Here is a 23,410-nt window from a genome sequence, read left to right as displayed (position 1 = left end):
CCCAGATGGCTGGCCCGCGGAATGTTTTTGCTGGCTGGGGGACTGAATCCCGGGCGGGCTCAGGCGAGGCTGTCGATTTCCTCATCCGACAGATTCTGCGGCACCACGGTCACCGGGATCGGAAAGGCCGCACCCTTGCCGGCCACGGCGCCGACCAGCGGGCCTGGCCCTTCCTTGCCGGCGCCGGCCGCCAGCACGAGAATGGCGATGTCCTGGTCTTCCTCGATCAGCTTGTGGATCTCTTCGGTCGGCTTGCCTTCGCGCACGACCATCTCCGGTTCGATGCCGAGCTTCTGGCGCACCTTGTTGGCGTAGCCGTCCAGCGCCGCGCGCGCCGTGGCGTTCGCCTCCTCGCGCATGATCTTCTCGACGCCCAGCCAGTGCTGGAAGTCGTCCGGCACGATGACGTAGAGCAGCACCAGCGTGCCGCTGGTGCTCTGCGCCCGCTTCGAGGCGTAGGCGACGGCGCGTTCGCATTCCGGCGTGTCATCGATGATCGTCAGGAATTTCCTGCGATGACCGGCTTCGCGGCTGAGGCGTTTGGAGACCATGTCTATCTACTCGGTATCTTTTCGGCCGCAATCTGCCACCGCGGCAGGCTGGCGGCAAGCCGCCGGCCATAGGCCAGTATGTCTTGGGCCGGTACGAGGCGGCGCATTGACGATCGGGCTCAGCCCTGCAGCAGCCCGATAATATCGCGCACCGTCTTCATTGTCGTCTCGGCCAGCACGCCAGCGCGTTCGCCGCCATCCCGGAGCACGGCGTCGACATAGGCGCGGTCGCCCTGGATGCGGCGCATCTCGCTGGCGATCGGCGCCAGTTTCTCCACCGCGAGATCGGCCAGTGCCGGCTTGAACACGGAGAATTGCTGGCCGCCGAATTGCTTCAGCACATCGGCCTTCGACATTTCGGCGAGGCCCGCATAGATGCCGACCAGGTTCTCCGCCTCGGGCCGGCTTTCCAGTCCGTCGACCTCGCTCGGCAAAGCCTCCGGGTCGGTCTTGGCCTTGCGGATCTTCTTCGAGATGGTGTCGGCATCGTCGGTCAGGTTGATGCGCGACAGATCCGACGGGTCCGACTTCGACATTTTCTTCGACCCGTCGCGCAGGCTCATGATGCGCGCCGCCGGGCCACCAATGACCGGTTCGGTGATCGGAAAGAAGCCGTTCACCGTCTCCTCGCCGACCTGCATCTCGACGCCGACGCCAAGACCGGCGATGCGGTTGGAGAAATCATTGTTGAATTTCTGGGCGATGTCGCGGGTCAATTCCAGGTGCTGCTTCTGGTCCTCGCCCACCGGCACATGGGTGGCGCGGTAGAGCAGGATGTCGGCGGCCATCAGCGAGGGATAGGCGAGCAGGCCCAGCGAAGCATTCTCGCGGTCCTTGCCGGCCTTGTCCTTGAACTGCGTCATCTTGTTCATCCAGCCGATGCGCGCGACGCAATTGAATATCCAGGCGAGCTCGGCATGCTGCATCACCCGCGACTGGTTGAAGACGATGTGCTTCTTCGGGTCGATGCCGGAGGCGAGGAACGCCGCGGTGATTGACCGCGTCTGGTCGGCAAGGTCGTCATGGACGAGCTGGGCGGTCAGCGAATGCAGGTCGACGACGCAGTAGATGCAGTCGGACGTATCCTGCAGGGCGACGAATTTCTTGATGGCGCCGAGATAGTTGCCGAGATGCAGATTGCCGGTCGGCTGGACACCGGAGAAGACGAGGGGCTTGAAGGCGGACATGTGTTTTCCTCATGGCTTGTGGAGGGCCGTATAAGCGTGCTTCCGAAAAGTTGCAGACTTTTCGGAGCCAATCACGCGGCTGGAAACCGCGCGCGGCGAAAGTCTTGCGACGGCGCGCTTATGGACGAGAGTGCGGAGAGGATCAAGAGGCGGCGAGGCCGGCTGGCCTGGCGTTTCATTCATCGAGTTCTGATTTTGCAACGGACGGGCCGACCTTCGCTTCCTTGCGCTTGACGTTGCGCCGGATCATGCCGAAATCGGCGCCGCCCGTGGCGAACGCCGTGGCGAAATAGAGGGTCGCCCCGCCCGCCACCAGCGCTAGCACGGTCGTTGCCTTGATCACCAGCGGCGAGCCCGGTCCGAGCCTGACGGCGAAATAATGCTCGGCAAAATAGAGGGCGACACCCATTACCACCGCTGACAGCATGAGACGCGGGATGCGTTTCAGGAGCGGAACGTCGCGACCCCAATGGCCGCGCCGGATCAGCACGGCAAGCAGCATCAGCGCGTTGACCCAGCCGGCGACGGCGGACGCCACGGCGATGCCGGGCGCACCCATCCTCGGGAACAGCGTCAGCGCGGTGGCGACGTTCACCGCCACGGAGATTGCGGCGAAGATCATCGGCGTGCGCGTGTCCTCGCGGGCGAAATAGCCTGGGGTGAAGGCCTTGATCAGCACGAAGGCCGGCAGGCCGAGACCGAAGATCGCCAGGATCGCCGCCACGACAGGGGTCGAATGGTTGGTGGCGAAGGCACCGCGCTCGTAGACCAGCCGCACGATCGGCTCCGACATCACCCACAGCGCCACCGCCGCAGGCAAGGTCATGAAAAGGGTGAATTCGACGGAACGGTTCTGCAGATTGGCCGCCTCGATCAGGTTGCCGGATTTCAGCGCCCGCGACAGTTCGGGCAACAGAACGATCGCCACCGCGACGCCGACGACACCGAGCGGCAGCTGGTAGACGCGGTCGGCGTAGGCTAGCGAGGAGACGGCACTGTCCTGCGCCGAGGCGATGGCCGTGCCGATCAGCTGGTTGATCTGGGTGATGCCGCCGGTGATCGCCGCCGGCAGAGCCAGGATCAGGAGCCGCTTCACGTTCGGCGTCATCTTCGGCCGGCGGAAGCCGATCGAGATGCCGGCATTGCGCACCGCCACCCAGACGATGGCGAGTTGCACCATGCCGGCCGCCAGCACGCCCCAGGACAGGGCGAAGCCGACAGCATGTGCATCCAGCCCATGGTACCAGGCGTAGCCAAGCACGCTGATCAGGATGATGTTGAGGAAAGCCGGCGCGATCGCCGCCGCGAAATAGCGGCGCAGCGAGTTCAGCATGCCCGCCATCATGGCAGCGAGCGACATGCAGATGAGATAGGGGAACATGATCGTCGCAAGCGTGACGGTCGTCTCGAACTTGCCCGGCGTGTCGGCAAAGCCCGGTGCCACCAGGTAGCGCACGATCAGCGGCATTGCCAGTTCCATGGCGATGGTCAGCACCAAGAGCGCGGAGAACAGGACCCCGAACACTTCTTCCGAGAATCGCTTGGCGCCGTCCGTGCCGTGCGTCTCGATTTCCTTGGCGAACAGCGGCACGAAGGCGGCGTTGAAGGCGCCCTCGGCGAACAGCCGGCGAAACGTGTTGGGGAACTGGAAGGCGGCGTTGAAGGCGTCCGCGACCGGTCCGGTGCCCAGAGCGGCTGCCATCAGCATCTCGCGGCCGAAACCGAGCGCACGGCTCATCAACGTGCCGGAAGCGACGGTGGCGAATTTCTTGACGAGACTCATGCGTTCGCAAACTGCCTGTGGGAATGGAAGAAGGAGATGATGGCCGTCACTCGGCGGCTGCCTTGGCCTTGCCGCCGCGTTCGAGTGCCGCGCCTTCGAGCGTCGCTATCAACCTGTTGCGAATGGTGGCGATGCGGGCCGGGCTGTCGATCTTCTGGCCGGTGAGGTCGGTGACATAGAAGGTGTCGATGACCTTCTCGCCGAAAGTGGTGATATGCGCCGAGGCGATGTCGAGCGACAGGTCGGACAGCGTCCCGGTGATTTCCGACAGCAGGCCGGGCCGGTCGAGCCCCTCGACCTCGATGACCGAAAACCGGTTCGACAACGCGTTGCGGATTTCGGCGCGCGGCGGGATCTTGAACACCTTGGATCCGCGCCTTGGCTTGGTCCGTTTCTCGATCATTTCCGGCAGCCAGCTCTTGCCCGACAGCACGTCCTCGATCAGCTTGCCGACGCGCTCGGCGCGCCGGCGCTCGTCCTCGTCGCGGTCGAACTCCCTCGATATCAGGATCGTGTCCAGCGCGCGGCCGTCCGACGTGGTGAAGATCTGCGCGTCGACGATGTTGCCGCCGGCGCCGGCGCATGCCCCGGCAATGACCGAGAGAAGACGGGGATGGTCCTGCGCCAGCACGGTGATTTCGGTCACAGCCTCGAACTGGTGGGTCTTGACCATGGTGGCGAGCTTGTTGCCCGCCGCGTCCGCCTCGCGGATGAATTCGGCGTGGCGAAGCTGGTCCGGCAGGTCCACGGTCAGCAGGTAGTTTTCATAATGCAGTCCGACATAGCGCTTGCGCGCCTTGTCGGGCCAGTCGGCGAGCGCCTCCGCCAGGCGTTCGCGCGCGGCCGCCGTACGTTGGGCGCGCGAGACTTCCGAAAAACCGCCGGTCAGCAGCAATTCGGTCTCGTAGTAGAGCGTACGCAGCAACTGGCCCTTCCAGCCGTTCCACACGCCCGGTCCGACGCCTCTGATGTCGCAGACGGTCAGGATCAACAGCATCTTCAGCCGCTCGACCGACTGCACGATCGAGGCAAAGTCCTCGATCGTCTTGCGATCGTTGAGGTCGCGGGTCTGCGCCGTCATCGACATGACGAGGTGGTTCTCGACCAGCCAGGCGACGGTTTCCGTATCGGCCGGCGAAAGCCCCATATGCGGGCAGATCCGCCTTGCGATCCTGGCGCCGGCCTCGGAATGGTCTTCAGGCCTGCCCTTGGCGATGTCGTGCAGCAGCACGGCGACATAAAGCGCCTCGCGGCTCTTCTTCAGGCCCGGCATCAGGGAATGCGACAGCGGATGCACCTTCTCGCCATCGCCGCGCTCGATCTCGGCCAGCACGCCGATGCAGCGGATCAGGTGCTCGTCGACCGTGTAATGGTGGTACATCGAGAACTGCATCATGGCGACGATCTTGCCGAAATCCGGGATCAGCCGGCCCAGCAGACCCGCCTCGTTCATGCGCCGCAGGTTGAGTTCGGCGTTGCGGTCCGAGGTCAATATGTCGAGAAACAGCCGGTTGGCTTCCTCGTCGCGCCTGAGCGACTTGTTGACCAGGCCGAGCGAACGGGTGAGCAGTTTCAGCGCATCGGGATGGAATTCCAGCCCGTGCTTGTCGGCGAACCAGAACAGCCTGAGAAGATTGACCGGATCGCGCTCGAACACCTGGTCGTCGGCGATGTTGATGCGATGGTTGTCGACGATGAAGTCTGACGTGCCGGCAAGCTTGCGCTTGCGGCGCTGGAAGGTGAGGAAGATGCGGTTGAAGCCCGGAACGTGCTTGGCCTGCTCCTCTTCCAGCGCGGCGCAGAAGATGCGGGTCAGGTCGCCGACATCCTTGGCGACGAGGAAATAGTGCTTCATGAAGCGTTCGACCGCCGACAGGCCGGGATGGGTCGTATAGCCGAGCCGTTCGGCGATCTCGCGCTGGATGTCAAAGTGCAGCCGCTCCTCGGCCTTCCCGGTGAGAAAATGCATGTGGCAGCGCACCGCCCACAGGAAATCCTCGGCCTTCTGGAACTCACGATACTCGGCCTCGGTGAAGACGCCTTTCTCGACCAGTTCCTCGCCAGTGCGCACGCGGTAAAAATACTTGCCGATCCAGAACAGCGTCTGCAGATCGCGCAACCCACCCTTGCCGTCCTTGACGTTGGGCTCGACCAGATAGCGGCTTTCGCCGGCCTTGGCATGGCGCTCGTCGCGTTCGGCGAGCTTGGCCTGCACATATTCCGGGCCGGTCGTGCGCACCACCTCGTGGTCGAAGCGCAGCATCAGCTCATCATAGAGCTTGCGTTCGCCCCACAGGAATCGCGCCTCCAGGATCGAGGTGCGGATGGTGATGTCGGTGCGCGACAGCCTGAGGCACTCATCGATGTTGCGGGTGGCATGGCCGACCTTCAGCCCCATGTCCCACAGCATGTAGAGCATGTACTCGACCGTTTGTTCGCCCCACGGCGTCTGCTTGTAGGGGAGCAGGAACAGCAGGTCGATGTCGGATCCCGGCGCCAGCGTGCCGCGGCCATAGCCGCCGACGGCAACGACCGCCATGCGTTCGGCCGAGGACCGGTTCTTCACCCGGTAGACATGCGTCGCGGCAAAATCGTAGAGCGCCCGGATCAGCTCGTCCATCAGGTGCGACAGCCGTTCGGCGCAGGCGTTGCCGCCGCCATCTTGCATCAGCATGGCCTCGGCTGTCTTGCGGCCCTCGGCGAGGCGCCCCTTGAGAAGCTGAAGCACGGCAGCACGGATGGACTGGCTGGAACCGTCGCCGGCGCTGGCCGCGGTCAGCGCCGTCATCTCGCGGCGTAAAGCATCGCCGTCGATCAGTTCATCGAGCTTCAGGGAGATTTTCGCCATGGATACCGGTTGGCCTTGCCTTTTGGGCGGCGTCTATAGCGTGTTTTCTCGGCGCTGGGTATGGCCTGCTGTCAATCCGGCAAACGCTCTAGTCGTTTGCCTCGACTGGAGCGAGCGGGACGACAATCCGCCGCCGCAGCTTAAAGAAATCGGTGATCCACCGCGCTGCCCGGCCGGCTTCCCTGCCGATTCTCACGGTTGTCGGCCTCCTGTGCTTTGTCATAAGTCCACTCGCGGTCCGCGCGGCATCCCGTTCCGGGTCAAGCAGGCTTGGCAGCCCGTCGCCGATGAACTGGTCCTGCGCGCAGAGCGCTGGAACGAGTTGGTAGACAGTCTTGCCGGCTGAAATAGTGGGGTCGAAGATGAGATCATCGACAGCTATGTTGACCTGCGCCGTTGCTTCCAGGAAGTCGCATGCGGTTTGCCGCGAGAGGAGATAACCCCCAGCCCCAGGATGGCCCTTGCGGAGCCGGACCATGGGAAAACCGTTCCCGGCGGAAGTCCTTCTCCTTTGGATGACGGTTCTGGAAAAGAACGTCTCGAGCTTCACGACGTCCGCGTCTGCTGGCACCCAACTCGTATCGCCGAGCAATGCACCGGCTTTGCCGGAAAAGACCATGTCGTCCTCGAACACGACACCGTACGGGGCGTCGCCCTTGGCAATGATCGTCCAGCAGGCACGATGGCTATGCAGGCAGGCGATCTCGCTGCCGGAGAGAGGCCGGATGGCGTGTATCGCGTGCTGCGGCTGCAGCACCAGGTCGGGATGTTGCTTGGCATCGATCCCGGCGACTCGCTCAAACCCAATGCCGATGCGGGCAAACTCGGCGGTCATATGGGCAAGCCGCTCGGGAGAACGATCGAGATTGATGACAAGGCACTTCATATAGGACGCAAGCTTTACCTTCGGCGGATCGCCAGAGCCGTCTAGCACGTGACGTTCCGGGGATTGCTGATCATTTCTGGGGCTAATTTGCGGTGCGACGAAATGAGCATGCCGGCGGTTCCGGCAAGAGGTCTATCGTCCTGCTTCGGGCGGATCGAGGGGGATGATCGCGTGTCGCCGCAGCCTGCAGTGGTCAATGATCCACTCGGCGATCCGCCTGGCTTCCACTCCTACCTTCTCGGACAATGGCCTTCGGCGTTTTGTGGCCTGCCCGCTTGCGGTCCACTCGGCTTGCCTTTCCCGATCGAGCAGGCTGGGCAATCTGTTGCGCAGGAACTGGTCCTGCGCGCAGAGCGCGGGAACAAGTTGGTAGATCGTCTTGCCGGCTGCCGTTGCGAATGCGGGATCGAAGATGAGACTGTCCACCGCCACATTGACCTTCGCGCTCGCCCGCAGAAGGTCGCGTGCCGCTTGCCTGGAAAGCAGGTAGCCTCCGGATCCCATGTGGTTCTTGCGCAGCCTGGACACGGAAAAACCACGGCCGGCAGGGGTACCCGCCCGATGGACGACTGTTCTGTGGAAGAACGTCTCCAGCTTGACGATTTCGGCGTCGGCCGGAACCCAGCCCGTATCGGCAAGCAGCGCACCGGCTTTCGCGGAAAACACGATGTCGTCCTCGAACACGGCGCCATAGGCAGCGTCGTCCTGCGCAATGATGGTCCAGCAAGCGCGGTGACTGTGCAGGCAAGCGATCTCGCTGCCGAATAGGCGTCGCTCGGCGTACCGGGCATGCTGGGGCCGCAGCACCAGGTCGGGATGCTGCCTTGCATCGACTGCCGCGACGCGCTCGAACGCGATGCCGATGCGGGCAAACTCGGCAGCGATATGGGCAAGCCGATCAGGGGATCGATCGAGATTGATGACCAGGCACTTCATTTTCGAATAAAATCTATAGTTTCAGGAGACTGTCGCCGCCCTCTAGCACATATGGTGCCGCGTCGCATGATTATTTCGTCAGGAACCCCGAGGTGCAATGCAACGAGCAGCGCCGAAGCGGCTCTTGAGCTTCCGGTTACTAAATCGACGAACCGTTTCTGGACGCAGGATAAGTTTCTATTTCCGCGACGCCGGCCGCGAAACGGAATTCGATTCGGTTGCTCGACGGCATCTTGGTGAGCTGGGTGGAGCTGCCCCCTGTGGGCGGCACGTGCGGCCGGTTCCGGTGGCGCTGTGGATCCCGGAGAAGCCTGGCTAATCCCTTGTCCCCGGCGAATCGAGAGGGATGACGGTCCGTCGCCGCAACTTGCAGAAATCGACGATCCATTCCACGACCCGCCCGATCTCGATCCTGATCTTCTCGGTCATCGGCCGCCGGCGTTTTGTCATCAAGCCGCTGGCAACCCATTTGGATTCGCGTCCGTGGTCGAGCAGGCTTGGCATCCCCAGCGCCCTGTCGCCGAGGACCTGATCCTGTGCGCACAATGCCGGGACGAGTTGGTAGATCGCGTTGCTCGACCATGTCGCGAACGCCGGGTTGAAGATCAGGTCATCGGCAGTCAGGTTGATTCTTTCGGTTGCTTCGAGGAGATCGCGCGCCGCCTGCCTGGAGATGATGTAGCCTCCGGTTCCCGGATGGAACTTGCAGAGCCTTGACACGGAAAAACCATGACCGGCGGAAATCCTCATCCGCTGGATTATGGTCTTGCGGAAGTACGTCTCCAGCTTGACGATGTCGGCGTCGGCCGGGATCCAGCCGCTGTCGGCAAGCAGGCAGCCGGCATTGGCGGAGAAGACCACGTCGTCCTCGAAGATGGCGCCGTAGCGCGCCTCGTCCCGCGCCAGGATCGACCAGCAGGCCCGATGGCTGTGCAGGCAGGCGATTTCGCTGCTCGATAGTTGCCGGGATCCATACATTGGATGCTGAGGTTGCTGTTCGAGTTCGGGATGCCTGTGTCCGTCGACGGCCACGACGCGCTCGAAGGCGACGCCGATACGGCTGAACTCTGCTCTCATATGGGCAAGTCGGTCCGGGGACCGATCGAGGTTTATGACTAGGCACTTCATTGTCGACCGAAATCTAGCGAGATGAACGTGACGCGGCGAGTAGTATTAGCAAGCAAAGTTTTAGCACGAGACGTGCCTTTGTGCAGGGGGTGTTCGATCGATTTCACGGCGCCCGAATCGGAAATCAAAACAGCCCTTGACCTTCCAGTTACTGGAAGCACTACCTCGGGCTCGAAGCAGTGACATCAAGGCATTTTCGGAATGACGCATTCAGATCACGATCATCATACGCATGGCTCGCATGGCGGCTGTTGCGCGCCCAAAGGCGCCGCCGCGAATGCGGTTCCGCGCGACCCGGTCTGCGGCATGACCTCGGATCCGGCGGCCGGCAAGCCGACATCAGAGCATGGCGGCCGCCTCTATCATTTCTGCAGCGAGCGCTGCCGTTCGAAGTTCCAGTCCGAGCCTGAAAGCTACCTGACGGCCACCGACCCTGTCTGCGGCATGAGCGTCGACCGCTCGACGGCGAAACATTTCGTCCGCCATGAAGGCCAAGGCTTCTATTTCTGTTCCGCCGGCTGCAAGGCGAAGTTCGAGGCGGCGCCACAAACCTATCTCGGCGACAGGCCGGCACCGGCGCCGATGCCCAAGGGCACGCAATACACCTGCCCCATGCATCCCGAGATCGTCCGCGACAAGCCCGGTTCCTGCCCGATCTGCGGCATGGCGCTCGAGCCCATGGGTGTGCCGACGGGCGATGAAGGGCCAAATCCCGAACTGGTCGATTTCACGAGACGACTCTGGGTGAGCGCGGTGCTGTCAGTCCCGCTTCTGTTTATCGCCATGGCCCCGATGGTCGGCCTGTCGCTGGAGGGTCTGGTCGAGGATCGCGCAAAGGTCTGGATCGAACTGGTCCTGGCGAGCCCTGTGGTGCTGTGGGCCGCCTTCCCGTTCTTCCATCGCGGCTGGGACTCGATCCTCAATCGCAGCCCCAACATGTGGACGCTGATTTCGCTGGGCGTCGGCGCCGCCTATCTCTACAGCGTCGTCGCCACGCTCTTCCCGGACATCTTTCCGCACCAGTTCCGCGGCCACGGCGGTACGGTGCCGGTCTATTTCGAGGCAGCCGCTGTCATCGTCGCGCTGGTCTTCCTCGGCCAGGTGCTGGAACTGCGCGCCCGCGAAAAGACCGGATCGGCGATCCGCGCCTTGCTTGATCTCGCGCCGAAGACCGCGCGGCGGATCGCCGAGGATGGCTCCGAGACCGACGTAGCACTGGACGACGTCAAGACCGGCGATCGCCTGCGCATCCGTCCCGGCGATGCTGTGCCGGTCGACGGCACGGTGCTGGAAGGCCGCTCTTCCATCGACGAATCGATGATCACGGGCGAACCCTTGCCGGTCGAAAAGGCCGAAGGCGACGCCTTGACCGGCGGCACGCTCAACAAGAACGGCTCGCTGATCATGCGCGCCGAACGGATCGGCGCCGAGACCACGCTGTCGCGCATTGTCGAACTCGTCGCCAAGGCACAGCGCTCGCGCGCGCCGATCCAGGGCCTGGCCGACCGCGTTTCCTTCTACTTTGTCCCGGCCGTCGTCCTGGTCGCCATCGCCGCGTTCGTCGCCTGGGCAATCTTCGGCCCCGAGCCCAGTCTGATCTTCGCCATCGTCTCGGCGGTTTCGGTGCTGATCATCGCTTGTCCGTGTGCGCTGGGCCTCGCCACGCCGATGTCGATCATGACCGCCACCGGGCGCGGCGCGCATGCCGGCGTGCTGATAAAGGAAGCGGCCGCGCTCGAACGCTTCGCCACCGTCGACACGTTGATCGTCGACAAGACCGGCACGCTGACCGAGGGCCGGCCGAAACTGACCGATGTCGTCGCGGCAACGGGCTTTTCCGAGGACGAATTGCTGGTGTACGCCGCGACCCTGGAGAAAGGGTCGGAGCATCCGCTGGCCGAGGCCATCGTCGACGGGGCTGGGCAGCGCGGCGGGAAGATCGCCGAGGCCAGCAGCTTCGAGGCGGTTACCGGCAAGGGTGTTTCCGGCACGGTGTCGGGCAAGAAGGTCGCGCTCGGCAATGCCGCGATGATGGCCGATCTCGCCATCGACGTTTCCGCGATCCTGGCTCGCGTGGAAGCATTGCAGGGCGATGGCAAGACGGCGATGTTCGTCGCTGTCGATGGCAAGCTGGCCGGCATCGTCGCCGTCGCCGATCCGGTCAAGGCGACCACGGCAGACGCGATCAAGGCGCTGCATGACAGTGGGCTGAGGATCATCATGGCGACCGGCGACAATGAGCGTACGGCCAAGGCGATCGCGGCAAGTCTCGGCATCGACGAGGTTCGGGCAGGTCTATTGCCGGAACAGAAGGCAGCGCTCGTCGACGAACTGCGCGGCAGGGGTGCCGGCGTCGCCATGGCCGGCGACGGCGTCAACGATGCGCCGGCGCTTGCCGCCGCCGATGTCGGCATCGCCATGGGAACGGGCGCCGATGTCGCGGTCGAAAGCGCCGGCATCACCTTGGTCAAGGGCGACCTCAACGGCATCGTCCGCGCCCGCACCCTGGCCCGGGCGACCATCGGCAACATCCGGCAGAACCTGTTCTTCGCCTTCCTCTACAATGTGCTTGGCGTGCCGGTCGCGGCCGGCGTGCTCTATCCGCTTACCGGCACGCTTCTGTCGCCGATGCTGGCGGCGGCGGCGATGAGCCTGTCCTCCGTCTCGGTGATCGCGAACGCATTGCGGCTCCGAACGTTGAAACTCTGAGATTAACCCCAGATACGACACCAAACCAACAGGAGACCATGAATGACCTTGGCTAAAAAACTCGTGCTGCTGCTGATGGCGGCCGGAATGCTGCTTGCCGTCTTCCTCGAAAGCGTGCCGGCGCAGAGCGAGGAGATGAAGCACGACATGGGCGCCATGGCCATGGGGGCGGAAAGCCCTTCGACGGCGGGCTACAAGGCGGCGATGGACAAGATGCATACCGACATGATGGCCTCGCAATATACCGGCAACGCCGATGTCGATTTTGTCCGCGGCATGATTCCGCATCATCAGGGCGCGATCGACATGGCCAAGGTCGAACTGGCCAACGGCAAGGATCCGGAAATCCGCAAACTCGCCGAAGGCGTCATCGCGGCGCAGGAAGCCGAAATCAAGCAGATGCAGGACTGGCTCGCCGCCCATCCGGTGAAGTAAGCTTCCCGGCATCTCTAAGCAGGGCCCGGCGAGAACTCCTTGCGGAGTCTCGTCGAGGCCTCAATGCGATCGAGTACCGACGGAGCCGTGCCATGGAATCGAGCGTCAGAACCACCACGCTGCCCAACGGCGAGGCCATACCCGTTCTGGGCCAGGGCACGTGGAAAATGGGCGAGGATTCGCGGCGCCGCTCCGACGAGGTAAATGCCCTCAAGCTCGGTCTCGACCTCGGCGTCACGCTGATCGACACCGCCGAAATGTATGCCGGCGGCGGTGCGGAAGAAGTGGTGGCCAAAGCCATCGCCGGGCGCCGCGCCGAGGTCTTTCTGGTCTCGAAGGTCTTGCCTTCCAACGCTTCACGGGCCGGCGTGCAGCGCGCCTGCGAGAACAGCCTGAAGCACCTCGCCACCGACCGCATCGACCTTTATCTGCTGCACTGGCCGGGCAGCGTGCCCCTATCGGAAACGGTCGAAGCCTTCGAGGCGCTAAAAAAAGCCGGCAAGATACGGCATTGGGGCGTCAGCAATTTCGACACCGAGGACATGGAGGAACTGGCTGGCCTGCGCGACGGCGGCGATGTCCAGACCAACCAGGTGCTCTACAATCTGGTTCGCCGCGGCCCCGAATTCGATCTGGCGCCCTGGATGAGGAAACGCGGCATCCCTTTGATGGCCTATTCGCCGGTCGAGCAAGGCGCGCTGGCGCGCAATGCCAGGCTTGACGCCGTCGCCGCCCGCCACGCTGCGACCCCGGCGCAAATCGCCTTGGCCTGGGTGATGCAGCAGGACGGCGTCATCGCCATCCCCAAGGCCGGCAGCCAGGAGCACGTCCGCCAGAATGTCGCCGCGTTGGACATAAAGCTTACGCCGCAAGACATTGCCGATCTCGACCGTGCGTTCCCGCCACCGACGCGCAAGCGCGGGCTTGAGATGATCTGAGTCGGCGGTGCTGCCGATTCCGCAGGCGCCGCCCAGATTTGCAAGATTACTTCCCCGCCAGTCCTTTCAGCCGGTAAAGCGCCTCCAGCGCCTCGCGCGGCGTCATCTCGTCGGGGTTGATCTCGCCGAGCGCTGTGCCCAGCGCGTCGCTCTTGACCGGCTTTGGCGCTTCCCGTTTCACCGCCACCGAAAACAGCGGCAGGTCGTCGACCAGCCGGTTGGCCTTGCCGGAGACCTCGCCCTCCTCCAACTGATGCAGCACCGCCTTGGCCCGCTCGACCACGGCATCCGGCAAGCCGGCGAGCCGCGCCACCTGCACGCCGTAGGACCGGTCGGCCGCACCCTTGCCGACCTCGTGCAGGAAAACGACGTCGCCTTCCCATTCCTTGACCCGCATGGTGACGTTGGAAAGCCGCGCCAGCTTGCCGGCGAGCGACGTCATTTCGTGGAAATGGGTGGCGAAGATCGCCCGGCAGCGGTTCTTCTCGTGCAGATATTCGACAGCCGCCCAGGCGATCGACAGGCCGTCGAAGGTGGCGGTGCCGCGGCCGATCTCGTCGAGGATCACCAGCGCGCGTTCGCCGGCCTGGTTGAGGATCGCCGCGGTCTCGACCATTTCGACCATGAAGGTCGAACGGCCGCGCGCCAGATCGTCCGAAGCGCCGACCCGCGAGAACAGGCGATCGACGACGCCGATATGGGCAGACGCCGCCGGCACGAAGGAGCCGGTCTGGGCCAGGATCGCGATCAGCGCGTTTTGCCTGAGGAACGTCGACTTACCCCCCATGTTCGGGCCGGTCAGCAGCCAGATCGCGCCGTTCCTGGCAGTCCCCTCGGGCGAGAGGTTGCAATCATTGGCGACGAACGGGCCTTCGCCCGAACGGCGCAGCGCCTGTTCGACCACCGGATGCCGCCCGCCGGAAATCTCGAAGGCAAGGCTGGAATCCACCACCGGCCGGCACCAGGCCTCGCTTTCCGACAACAGTGCGAGGGCCGCCGATACATCGAGCACGGCGAGCGCATCGGCGCCGGCGCGAATCGCCTCGGCCTCGCCGACCGCCTCCGCCGTCAGCGCATCGAAGGCTGCCAGTTCGATGCTCAGTGCCCGGTCGGCGGCATTGGCGATCTTGGTCTCGAGTTCGGCGAGCTCGGTCGTGGTGAAGCGCATGGCGTTGGCCATGGTCTGGCGGTGGATGAAGCGCGCCTTGGCGCCATCGCTGCCGGTCATGATTGCATGATGGTTGGCCGTCACCTCGATGTAGTAGCCCAGCACGTTGTTGTGTCGGATCTTCAGCGAACGGATGCCGGTCTCCTCGATCAGAGAGCGCTCCAGCCCGGCGATCACTTTTCGCGACTCGTCGCGCAGCGCCCGCATTTCGTCGAGTTCGACATGATAGCCGCCACGAACGAAACCGCCGTCGCGTTTGAGCAGCGGCAGTTCCTCGCCGAGCGCCTGGGTGAGATGCTGGGCGAGTGCCTTGGGCAGCGCTTGAATCGCGGCCATCGCGCCGGCCAATTCCTGGGGCAGAACGGTCGCGGCAAAGGTCTCGGCGATGGCGCCAGCCGCCTCGAAGCCGGCGCGCAGCGCGCCGAGGTCGCGTGGGCCGCCGCGATTGAGGGCCAGCCTCGACAGCGCACGCGGCATGTCGGCGACGCTCTTCAGGCTCATCCGCACCGCCTGGCAAAGCCGCACTTCGGAACGGAAGAACGACACCGAATCCAGCCGCGCGACAATGGCCGCCGGGTCGGTCAGCGGCGCCATCAGCCGGTCGGCGAGCAGCCTTGCGCCGCCGCCGGTCACCGTGCGGTCGATCGCCTTGAACAGCGAACCCTCGCGGCTGCCGGACAGCGTGCGCAACAGTTCGAGATTGCCGCGCGTCGCCGGATCGATGAACAGCGTCGAACCCTGCTCCTCGCGCTCGGGGCGCGACAGCGGCGGCCGCTCGGCCTTCTGCGTCTTCTCGACATAGGCGATGGCGCCTGAGATGGCCGACAGTTCGGCGCGCGAAAACGTGCCGAAACTGTCTGGTGTCGCCACCTCGAAGAAGCGCGCGATCCGCCCCGTGGCCGAGGCCGAATCGAACAGCGAAGGCGGCTGCGGGCTGGCAATGCGGCCGAGCACGTCGAACACCGGCTTCAGCTCGGGATCATGGAAGACCGGCTCGGCCATGATAAGCTCGCGCGGATCGACACGGAAGATGTCGGCCATCAGCCGGTCGGCGGAGGTCTCGGCGACGCGGAAGGCACCGGTCGAGATGTCGATCCAGGCCAAGGCGAAGGCGTGGTCCGCTCCACCTTTCACCCTGCCCAGCGCCATCAGGAAACTCGATTCAGACGGCGCCAGCAATTTGTCCTCGGTGATGGTGCCCGGCGTCACCAGTCGCACCACGTCGCGGCGCACCACCGATTTGGAACCGCGTTTCTTCGCCTCGGCCGGATCCTCGATCTGCTCGCAGACGGCGACGCGGAACCCTTGGCCGATCAGCTTCTGCAGATAGTCGTCGGCCGCATGCACCGGCACGCCGCACATCGGAATGTCGTGGCCTTGGTGCTTGCCGCGTTTGGTGAGCACGATGCCCAACGCCCGGCTCGCCTTCTCAGCATCGTCGAAGAACAGCTCGTAGAAATCGCCCATGCGGTAGAACAGCAGCGAATCCGGATTCGCCGCCTTGATCTCGATGAATTGCTCCATCATCGGCGTGACGGCGCCGGCTGGCTGTGGCGCCGCCGTCAACTCGGGAGCGGCGTCGGGCTCGTTCGGGCTGTGCATGTTCATGGCACGGCACGCTAGCAGATGTGGTGGCGGGGTTTAATGCCAGGCCATCGAAAAGCAGGGGAAGACTGCCCTGCCGCATCGTCGTTCGACGGCTTCGGAGGCATTGCAACGCCATGATGGCGGACCTAATCATCAGTTGCGCACAGGGCAGGGTCGATGGACAGGTTTGGCCAGGAAATGTTCGAGGAGATGATCGGTCCAGTCCGGTCGCCCTCTGGGCGGTTGCGACTGGACATCGCGTCGCGCGCAGGCAAGCTTCTTGGCAAGGCGCGGCGTTCGGCCGCCAAGCGGATACCCTTCCTTCTCCCGGCCCATGGCCCATTGCGGGATGTCGACGGGGCATGGTCGTTTCGGTTTATGCGGTCAGTCACGATCCGCTGATACTCTACACGCCGATCGGTGGCGCACGCCCCCTCTCCACCGTTGCCGCCATCGGCCGTCGGCTGGCAGAGCGGCGTGCGACCTTGCTGCTGTCGCCGAACTGGACATTGGAGCGGCCGGCCGTCGTCAACAGGATGGGCGTGGATCTCGCCTGGTACCGAGAGCGTTTTCCGCTTCACAAGCTGATTTTTCTCTGCAACACCGAGGAGGAGCGTCGTCTGGTCACCGCTGTCGGCGGAGCCGCGATCTTCTCCAACCACAATCTGATGGTCTCAGAGGACATCTTTCGGCCATTGCCGGATATTCCCGTCGAATTTGATGCCGTCTATAACGGCCGCATCTCGCACACCAAGCGGCACTATCTGGCGCTGGACATCGAAAGGCTGGTCCATGTCACCTTTTCGATAGGCGAGATATCACCGGCTGGCGCTCGCGCCTTTGTCCGCTGCCTGCAGGCGCAGTCGCCGCTGCACCACATCGCAAACCCGATCGTCGACGGCATGACCGCCAAGCTGGCCACGCCGGAAGTCAATGGCGTCTACAACCAGGCCGCCGTCGGACTTTGCCTGTCGGCCGAGGAGGGGGCGATGTACTCCTCGATGGAATATCTGCTCGCCGGTTTGCCGATCGTCAGCACGCCAAGCCTTGGCGGCCGGGACGTCTTTTTCGACCCGGACTATTGCGTGATCGTCGAGCCGGAGCCGGCCGCCATCAGGCGCGCGGTCGAGCGGCTCCGCGACCGCGCCATTCCGCGTCAGGAAATACGCCGACGCACGCTGGAAAAAGTGCGGACCGGACGGCTGGAGCTGACGGCCTATCTGTCGGCGCTGAAGCAGCGCCTGGGCAGCAGCGACCCGCCATTCCCTCAATGGCCGTTTCAGGGTGCTGGGACCTTGATGCGCTGGGCCACGTTACGCGAGCATGCACGTGAGATTGCTGCATTCCCTCAAGCTAGCGCAGTCCCTGACCGGGCGCGTCCGCTTTGAAGCAGCTTCGCAGAGCTTCGTGGTTTACACGCGGCGGCCCGTAGTCTTAATTCGCAAGCACACGGGCACCCGCTTCAAGGAGGTGCCGCACCGGCGAGGAAATCAGAAGCATCATGGCCAGGAAAACCGAGAACAACGGTCCGTCCGTCAGCGCACAGGAAGCGCTCGAATTCCATGCCATGGGCCGGCCCGGCAAGCTGGAGATCGTCGCCACCAAACCGATGACGACGCAGCGCGATCTCAGCCTCGCTTATTCGCCTGGGGTCGCCGTGCCCGTGCGCGCCATCGCCGAGGACCCATCGAGAGCCTTCGACTATACGACGCGCGGCAACATGGTCGCCGTCATCTCCAACGGCACCGCCATCCTTGGCCTCGGCAATCTCGGCGCGCTGGCCTCGAAACCGGTGATGGAAGGCAAGTCGGTGCTGTTCAAGCGTTTCGCCGACGTCGATTCCATCGACCTCGAGGTCGACACCGAGGATGCCGACGAGTTCATCAACTGCGTGCGCTTCCTCGGGCCCTCCTTCGGCGGCATCAACCTGGAAGACATCAAGGCGCCGGAGTGCTTCATCATCGAGCAGCGTCTGCGCGAACTGATGGACATCCCGGTCTTTCATGATGACCAGCATGGCACGGCCATCATCTCGGCCGCCGGCCTGATCAATGCGCTGGAGGTAACCGGCCGCGACATGAAGACCACGAAGCTGGTCTGCAATGGCGCGGGTGCCGCCGGCATCGCCTGCATCGAACTGATGAAGGCGATGGGTTTTTCGCCCGAAAACATCACCTTGTGCGACACCAAGGGCGTGGTCTTCCAGGGCCGCACCGAGGGCATGAACCAGTGGAAGTCGGCGCATGCGGTCAAGACCGATGCGCGTTCTCTGGCCGAAGCGCTCGACGGCGCCGACGTCTTCCTCGGTCTTTCCGCCAAGGGCGCTCTGACCACCGCCATGGTGCAGTCCATGGCCAAGAACCCGATCATCTTCGCCATGGCCAATCCCGATCCGGAGATCACCCCGGAGGAAGTGGCCGAGATCCGCACCGACGCCATCATGGCCACCGGGCGTTCGGATTATGCCAATCAGGTCAACAATGTGCTCGGCTTCCCCTACATCTTCCGCGGCGCGCTGGATGTCAGGGCCACCACCATCAACGACGACATGAAGATCGCCGCCGCCCGTGCTCTCGCCGAACTGGCCCGCCAGGACGTGCCCGACGACGTCGCCGCCGCCTATCAGGGCAACCGGCCGAAATTCGGCCCCAACTACATCATTCCGGTGCCGTTCGACCCGCGTCTGATCTCGGCCATCCCGATTGCCGTGGCCAAGGCGGCAATGGATTCGGGCGTCGCCCGCAAGCCGATTCTCGATCTCGACCGCTACGCGCAGGAGCTTTCCGCTCGCCGCGACCCGATCGCCTCGACCCTGCAGCGCATCTACGACCGCGTGCGCCGCCAGCCCAAGCGCATCGTCTTCGCCGAGGGCGAGGAGGAGCAGGTGATGCGCGCCGCCGTCTCCTATGTGAACCAGCGGCTCGGCACGGCCATCCTGCTCGGCCGCGACGACGTCATCAAGGAGAACGCCAGGCACGCCGGCATCGACCTGAACAAACAAGGCATAGAGATCATCAACGCGCGCCTGTCGCGCCGCAATTCGATCTACACCGACTATCTCTACGAACGCATGCAGCGCAAAGGCTTCCTGTTCCGCGACTGCCAGCGGCTGATCAACAACGATCGCAACCATTTCGCCGCCTGCATGGTGGCGCTGGGTGACGCCGACGGCATCGTCACTGGCGTCACCCGCAACTATTCCACCGCGCTCGACGATATCAGGCGCGTCATCGACGCCAAGCCCGGCCACCGCGTCATCGGCGCCTCGATCGTGCTGGCGCGCGGCCGCACGGTGATCGTCGCCGACACCGCCGTCCACGACATGCCCAACGCCGAGCAGATCGCCGACATCGCCGAGGAGGCGGCAGGCTTCGCCCGCCGCATGGGCTACGAACCGAGGCTCGCCATGCTCGCCTATTCCACCTTCGGCCATCCGCAGGGCGAGCGTTCCGAGCGCATCCAGGAAGCTGTGCGCATCCTCGACAAACGCCGCGTCGATTTCGAATATGACGGCGAAATGGCCGCCGACGTGGCGCTCAACGCCCGCGCCATGGCGCAGTACCCGTTCATCCGCTTGACCGGCCCGGCCAACGTGCTGATCATGCCGGCCTTCCACTCCGCCTCGATCTCCACCAAGATGCTGCAGGAACTCGGCGGCTCGACCGTCATCGGCCCGCTGCTGGTCGGCCTGAACAAGCCGGTGCAGATCGTCTCGCTGAACGCGAAGGACAGCGATATCGTGAATATGGCGGCGATCGCGGCTTATACGGCGGGACTTGAGGAGCGTCCCCGCCTGGCAGACGAAAGCTTCTGCATCAGACAAGCCCGAAGCGCGGCGCGGGCACCTTCTCGCGCTGACTTCACCCCGGCGCGAACCCACGCGCCGCCTTGACCACCTCTTCCGCCTGGTCCTGCCGCAAGAGGTCGATCGGAATGCGGCCGTCGAGTTGCGCGGCGGCGCGGGTCAGCCAAAGCCACGCCAGCCTTGGGTTGCCGATCAGCTCCAGCACCTCGCTTATGCCCGCCACCGGCCTGCCGTCGACGAATTGCGCCAGCGGGAAGACGTGCTTGCGGCCGCCCTTGCGCAGCGCGATGACGTCGCCGCGCCGCTGCCAGCGGTGCAAGGTGGAGCGGGCGATGCGCAGGTTCTCTTCCAGATAGGTCGAGCCGGCGACGCGGCCGGCCCAGTCCTCGATCAGCATCGATTCGAGGTCGTCGGCCGGCGCCGGCGCGACCGTGGCCCCGGCCGGCAGGGTCGTGGGCAGTGTCGCGGCATCGGTGGTGCCGGCTTCGCTGCGGCGCGCGGCTTCCGCCGCGAGCGCACGCACGAATTTCGAGGCAAGGCCGGGAAGGTCGGCATGGATGGCGTCGATGGCGCGCTGGTGCTTGGGCGACAGCAAGGTGACGGCGGACGCTATGCTGCCGGCGATCTTGGCGACCGAGACCATGGTGGACTGGTTGATCGCCTCGTCATAATGGGCGAGTGCGCGCTCGACCTTGTCGGCGACCAACTCCGCGAAGTCGTCCTGGTTTATGCCGGTCGCCTGGATTGGAAATCTGTTCATGCATCTGTCTTCTGGCCGCGCTCCTCCCCGACTGCGGCCGCTTGTCAACGGCTAAGGGAAAAGCAGGACTCCAAACGCCAACAGATGCAGCGAACCCGAGAGGTTGCTGTCTTGCATTTACGACACCCAACTGACTGCGAGCATTCCGAAATGCCAGTCACGGGACGCTCGCAATTTCGTGTAGGAGCGATGTGTGACAGCTGCGCGACGGTCTTTTCCTTCTCCCCTTGTGGGGCCCGAAGGGCGGGCGAGACCGTTGGCTCGCCCCGGGGTGGCCTCGCGAAGCGAGGTTGGATGAGGGGTGTTCCAGCTTGGCAAAAACGGCGATCCGTCACCCACCCCTCAACCGTCTCGGCGCTGCGCGCCGATCCACCTTCTCCCACAGGGGAGAAGGGAAAAGCCCCCCTACAGCAACCCAGCCTGCTCGGCTTCCTTGCGCAGATTCTGCCGTGGCCTTGGGCCGATCTGCTGGATCACCAATCCGGCTGCCAGTGAGCCAAGATCGCCGCAGGTCTGGAGGTCGCGTCCTTGTGTATAGCCATGCAGGAAACCGGCGGCGTAGAGGTCGCCGGCGCCCGTCGTGTCGACCAGCTCCTTGATGGCGGTTGCCTTTATGACCACGGTCTCGTCGCCGCGCACGATGACCGAGCCCTTTTCGGAGCGGGTCACCGCGGCGATCTTGCAATCCTTGCGGATCCGCGCCAGCGCCTCGTCGAACGACGAAGTCTGGTAAAGCGACTTGATCTCGTGGCTGTTGGCAAAGACGATATCGACCGTGCCCGAGCGCATCAGGTCGAGGAACTCGTCACGGTAGCGGTCGACGCAGAACGAATCAGATAGGGTCATGGACACTTCGCGGCCGGCCGCGTGCGCCAGCCTGGCCGTCTGCCGGATGGCTTCCTTGGCGCGCGGCGGGTCCCACAGATAGCCTTCGAAATAGGTCACCTTGGCGCCCGACGCCTTGTCGGCCTCGACATCTTCCGGCCCGAGTTCGACGCAGGCGCCGAGATAGGTGTTCATCGAGCGCTCGCCGTCGGGGGTGACGAAGATCATCGAGCGCGCCGTCGGGGCTCGCCCTCGAGCGGCTTGGTATCGAAGGCGACACCTTGAGCGTGGATATCGTGCGCGTAGATTTCGCCCAGCGCATCGTTGGAGACCTTGCCGAAGAAGGCGGCGCGTCCGCCGAAGGAGGCGACGCCGGCCGCCGTGTTGCCGGCGCTGCCGCCGGAGGCCTCGATTGCCGGGCCCATGCGGCTGTAGAGCAATTCGGCGCGGTGGGTGTCGATGAGATTCATCGCGCCCTTGATGATGCCGTTGGTCTGGAGGAAGTCCTCTTCGCACTGGGCGATGATGTCGACAATCGCATTGCCGATGCAAAGCACGTCATAATCCGGCATCAATGTCTCCGCCAAAAACCCGAGCCGGCTTCTTGCCATGCCCGCGCGGGTCTACAGCATGACGCTGAAAACAGGCAACCGATTTTCTGTCCTTGCCGCGCCAGCCAGGCGCTACGACAATTCGACCGTGGCCGAAACATTTCGTGACGATGTCGCCTACATCTGCGCTCCTGAGATCACGGTCCGAAGGCGCGAGCCCATGCCTGCCAAAAACGACACGGCCACCGACCTGGCGCTGCTCGGCGTGCTGGCTGTGCTGTGGGGCGCCTCCTACACCTTCATCAAGATCGGCGTCGAGACCATCCCGCCCATCACCTTCATCGCCGCCCGCACTCTGATCGCCGGCGCCATACTGTTCGCCATCATCCGCTGGCGCGGGCTTGCCATGCCGGGCGACGCGGCCAGCTGGCGTCGCTTCGCCTTCCAGGCCTGTCTCAACAGCGTCATCCCCTTCACACTGATCGCCGCGGCCGAACGTTCGGTCGACGCAGGCCTTGCCACTATCCTCAACGCCACCTCGCCGATCTTCACCTTCATCCTCACCGCGCTCATCACCCGCCATGAGCCGGTGACGACGCGAAAGCTGGTCGGCGTCGGTGCCGGCATTGCCGGCATCTGCCTCATCGTCGGCACACAGGCGCTTGGCGGCATCGGCCACCAGCTCTGGGCACAGATTGCCATCGTCGCGGCAACCGTGTGCTATGCGGGCGCCGCCATCTTCGGCCGTGGCTTCAAGGGCCTCGATCCGATGCTTCCCGCCGCTGGCTCCATGCTGTGCGGCGCCGTCATGCTGGTGCCGCTCAGCCTGGTGGTCGACCGGCCATGGACGCTGGCGCCCTCAGCGGCTTCCATCCTCGCCTTGCTGGGCCTGTCCGTGTTTTCGACGGCGCTGGCGTTCGTCATCTATTTTCGCCTCATCCACACGCTGGGTTCGGTCGGCACCACGTCCCAGGCTTATCTGCGGGTGCCGATCGGTGTCGGCATCGGCGCCTTCTTACTCGGCGAAAGCCTGGGTCCGACGGCATGGCTCGGCATGGGTTTTGTCGTTGCCGGCGTGGCGGCCATGACCATACCGGTCCGCAAACCGGCCTTCGCCCGATAGGCGGATCTCGGCAGCGTCCAAAGACAAGCAACGGCCCGCGCTTGTGCTCGCGGGCCGCACTGCCTATCTCGGAGACGTCCCGCCTTGAGTTTTCTTGTTTTTAAGCAATCCCCAAGGGGAAGCGCTACGCGCTTCTCCCGGGAAAACCGCTACGCACTTTTCCTGGAATTGCTCTGTGGTTGTGTCCACT

The 23,410-nt window shown here is 64.2% G+C and carries 14 protein-coding genes and 2 pseudogenes; 6 read left to right on the top strand and 10 right to left on the bottom strand.

Annotation, left to right across the window (positions count from 1 at the left end; translation table 11 throughout):
- Positions 1-59: 59 nt before the first annotated feature.
- The 7 genes from EJ077_RS27265 to EJ077_RS27235 all read right to left on the bottom strand — a co-directional run bounded on the left by EJ077_RS27265 (position 60) and on the right by EJ077_RS27235 (position 9,268).
- Positions 60-551, bottom strand: coding sequence for a universal stress protein (locus EJ077_RS27265; RefSeq protein WP_010913128.1), 492 nt, complete (start codon positions 549-551; stop codon positions 60-62).
- 119 nt (positions 552-670) lie between these two features.
- The gene (trpS, locus tag EJ077_RS27260; RefSeq protein ID WP_127277841.1) at positions 671-1,738 is read right to left on the bottom strand and encodes a tryptophan--tRNA ligase; all 1,068 of its coding nucleotides are present in this window, start codon (positions 1,736-1,738) and stop codon (positions 671-673) included.
- 175 nt (positions 1,739-1,913) lie between these two features.
- Positions 1,914-3,521, bottom strand: coding sequence for a murein biosynthesis integral membrane protein MurJ (murJ, locus tag EJ077_RS27255; RefSeq protein ID WP_208697725.1), 1,608 nt, complete (start codon positions 3,519-3,521; stop codon positions 1,914-1,916).
- A gap of 46 nt (positions 3,522-3,567) precedes the next feature.
- A complete protein-coding gene (locus tag EJ077_RS27250) occupies positions 3,568-6,369 on the bottom strand; it encodes a [protein-PII] uridylyltransferase (protein ID WP_208697723.1) in 2,802 nt (933 codons plus the stop codon).
- Between the two features lie 88 nt (positions 6,370-6,457).
- Complete coding sequence (locus EJ077_RS27245; RefSeq protein WP_208697721.1) at positions 6,458-7,255, bottom strand: glycosyltransferase family 25 protein; 798 nt, start codon at positions 7,253-7,255, stop codon at positions 6,458-6,460.
- 132 nt (positions 7,256-7,387) lie between these two features.
- Positions 7,388-8,191, bottom strand: a complete 804-nt coding sequence (locus tag EJ077_RS27240) for a glycosyltransferase family 25 protein (RefSeq protein ID WP_208697718.1) — start codon at positions 8,189-8,191, stop codon at positions 7,388-7,390.
- A gap of 315 nt (positions 8,192-8,506) precedes the next feature.
- Positions 8,507-9,268 carry a glycosyltransferase family 25 protein gene (locus EJ077_RS27235; protein WP_416859535.1) on the bottom strand — a complete coding sequence of 254 codons (762 nt, stop codon included), beginning with the start codon at positions 9,266-9,268 and terminating at the stop codon, positions 8,507-8,509.
- Between the two features lie 252 nt (positions 9,269-9,520).
- Here EJ077_RS27235 and EJ077_RS27230 point away from each other — a divergent pair, with 252 nt between their 5' ends.
- The 3 genes from EJ077_RS27230 to EJ077_RS27220 all read left to right on the top strand — a co-directional run bounded on the left by EJ077_RS27230 (position 9,521) and on the right by EJ077_RS27220 (position 13,401).
- Entirely contained in the window at positions 9,521-12,028 is a 2,508-nt protein-coding gene (locus tag EJ077_RS27230) for a heavy metal translocating P-type ATPase (RefSeq protein ID WP_208697713.1), read from the top strand.
- A 42-nt stretch (positions 12,029-12,070) separates the two neighbouring features.
- On the top strand, positions 12,071-12,463 hold the full coding sequence (locus tag EJ077_RS27225) for a DUF305 domain-containing protein (protein ID WP_127277847.1): 393 nt from the start codon (positions 12,071-12,073) through the stop codon (positions 12,461-12,463).
- A gap of 92 nt (positions 12,464-12,555) precedes the next feature.
- Positions 12,556-13,401, top strand: a complete 846-nt coding sequence (locus EJ077_RS27220) for an aldo/keto reductase (protein ID WP_208697711.1) — start codon at positions 12,556-12,558, stop codon at positions 13,399-13,401.
- Between the two features lie 46 nt (positions 13,402-13,447).
- Here EJ077_RS27220 and mutS read toward each other — a convergent pair whose 3' ends face one another.
- Positions 13,448-16,177 carry a DNA mismatch repair protein MutS gene (mutS, locus tag EJ077_RS27215; RefSeq protein WP_208697709.1) on the bottom strand — a complete coding sequence of 910 codons (2,730 nt, stop codon included), beginning with the start codon at positions 16,175-16,177 and terminating at the stop codon, positions 13,448-13,450.
- Positions 16,178-16,518: 341 nt separating this feature from the next.
- Between mutS and EJ077_RS27210 the strand changes: the two genes are divergently transcribed.
- Both EJ077_RS27210 and EJ077_RS27205 read left to right on the top strand, forming a co-directional pair.
- On the top strand, positions 16,519-17,544 hold the full coding sequence (locus EJ077_RS27210; RefSeq protein WP_245458564.1) for a glycosyltransferase: 1,026 nt from the start codon (positions 16,519-16,521) through the stop codon (positions 17,542-17,544).
- Positions 17,545-17,657: 113 nt separating this feature from the next.
- A pseudogene (locus EJ077_RS27205) lies at positions 17,658-19,931 on the top strand (NADP-dependent malic enzyme); the annotation flags it as partial.
- A gap of 85 nt (positions 19,932-20,016) precedes the next feature.
- Here the strand turns inward: EJ077_RS27205 and EJ077_RS27200 are convergent.
- Together EJ077_RS27200 and EJ077_RS27195 are read right to left on the bottom strand one after the other, a co-directional pair.
- On the bottom strand, positions 20,017-20,721 hold the full coding sequence (locus tag EJ077_RS27200) for a hypothetical protein (protein ID WP_208697707.1): 705 nt from the start codon (positions 20,719-20,721) through the stop codon (positions 20,017-20,019).
- Positions 20,722-21,126: 405 nt separating this feature from the next.
- Positions 21,127-21,971: pseudogene (locus EJ077_RS27195) on the bottom strand (adenosine kinase).
- A 346-nt stretch (positions 21,972-22,317) separates the two neighbouring features.
- On the opposite strand from EJ077_RS27195, the gene EJ077_RS27190 reads away from it, so the two are divergent.
- Positions 22,318-23,220, top strand: a complete 903-nt coding sequence (locus tag EJ077_RS27190; protein WP_208703142.1) for a DMT family transporter — start codon at positions 22,318-22,320, stop codon at positions 23,218-23,220.
- Positions 23,221-23,410 lie beyond the last annotated feature (190 nt).

The sequence above is a fragment of the Mesorhizobium sp. M8A.F.Ca.ET.057.01.1.1 genome (genome assembly GCF_003952565.1).
Taxonomy (GTDB): Bacteria; Pseudomonadota; Alphaproteobacteria; order Rhizobiales; family Rhizobiaceae; genus Mesorhizobium.
The sequence above is the reverse complement of the archived record's forward strand: the minus strand, read 5'-3'. Positions and strand labels throughout refer to the sequence as shown.

What these genes read in the sequence shown, in the direction of transcription:
- EJ077_RS27265 (WP_010913128.1), bottom strand. Translation starts at nt 551, where the DNA reads ATGGTCTCCAAACGCCTCAGCCGCGAAGCCGGTCATCGCAGGAAATTC.
- trpS (WP_127277841.1), bottom strand. Translation starts at nt 1,738, where the DNA reads ATGTCCGCCTTCAAGCCCCTCGTCTTCTCCGGTGTCCAGCCGACCGGC.
- murJ (WP_208697725.1), bottom strand. Translation starts at nt 3,521, where the DNA reads ATGAGTCTCGTCAAGAAATTCGCCACCGTCGCTTCCGGCACGTTGATG.
- EJ077_RS27250 (WP_208697723.1), bottom strand. Translation starts at nt 6,369, where the DNA reads ATGGCGAAAATCTCCCTGAAGCTCGATGAACTGATCGACGGCGATGCT.
- EJ077_RS27245 (WP_208697721.1), bottom strand. Translation starts at nt 7,255, where the DNA reads ATGAAGTGCCTTGTCATCAATCTCGATCGTTCTCCCGAGCGGCTTGCC.
- EJ077_RS27240 (WP_208697718.1), bottom strand. Translation starts at nt 8,191, where the DNA reads ATGAAGTGCCTGGTCATCAATCTCGATCGATCCCCTGATCGGCTTGCC.
- EJ077_RS27235 (WP_416859535.1), bottom strand. Translation starts at nt 9,268, where the DNA reads ATGAGAGCAGAGTTCAGCCGTATCGGCGTCGCCTTCGAGCGCGTCGTG.
- EJ077_RS27230 (WP_208697713.1), top strand. Translation starts at nt 9,521, where the DNA reads ATGACGCATTCAGATCACGATCATCATACGCATGGCTCGCATGGCGGC.
- EJ077_RS27225 (WP_127277847.1), top strand. Translation starts at nt 12,071, where the DNA reads ATGACCTTGGCTAAAAAACTCGTGCTGCTGCTGATGGCGGCCGGAATG.
- EJ077_RS27220 (WP_208697711.1), top strand. Translation starts at nt 12,556, where the DNA reads ATGGAATCGAGCGTCAGAACCACCACGCTGCCCAACGGCGAGGCCATA.
- mutS (WP_208697709.1), bottom strand. Translation starts at nt 16,177, where the DNA reads ATGAACATGCACAGCCCGAACGAGCCCGACGCCGCTCCCGAGTTGACG.
- EJ077_RS27210 (WP_245458564.1), top strand. Translation starts at nt 16,519, where the DNA reads ATGGTCGTTTCGGTTTATGCGGTCAGTCACGATCCGCTGATACTCTAC.
- EJ077_RS27200 (WP_208697707.1), bottom strand. Translation starts at nt 20,721, where the DNA reads ATGAACAGATTTCCAATCCAGGCGACCGGCATAAACCAGGACGACTTC.
- EJ077_RS27190 (WP_208703142.1), top strand. Translation starts at nt 22,318, where the DNA reads ATGCCTGCCAAAAACGACACGGCCACCGACCTGGCGCTGCTCGGCGTG.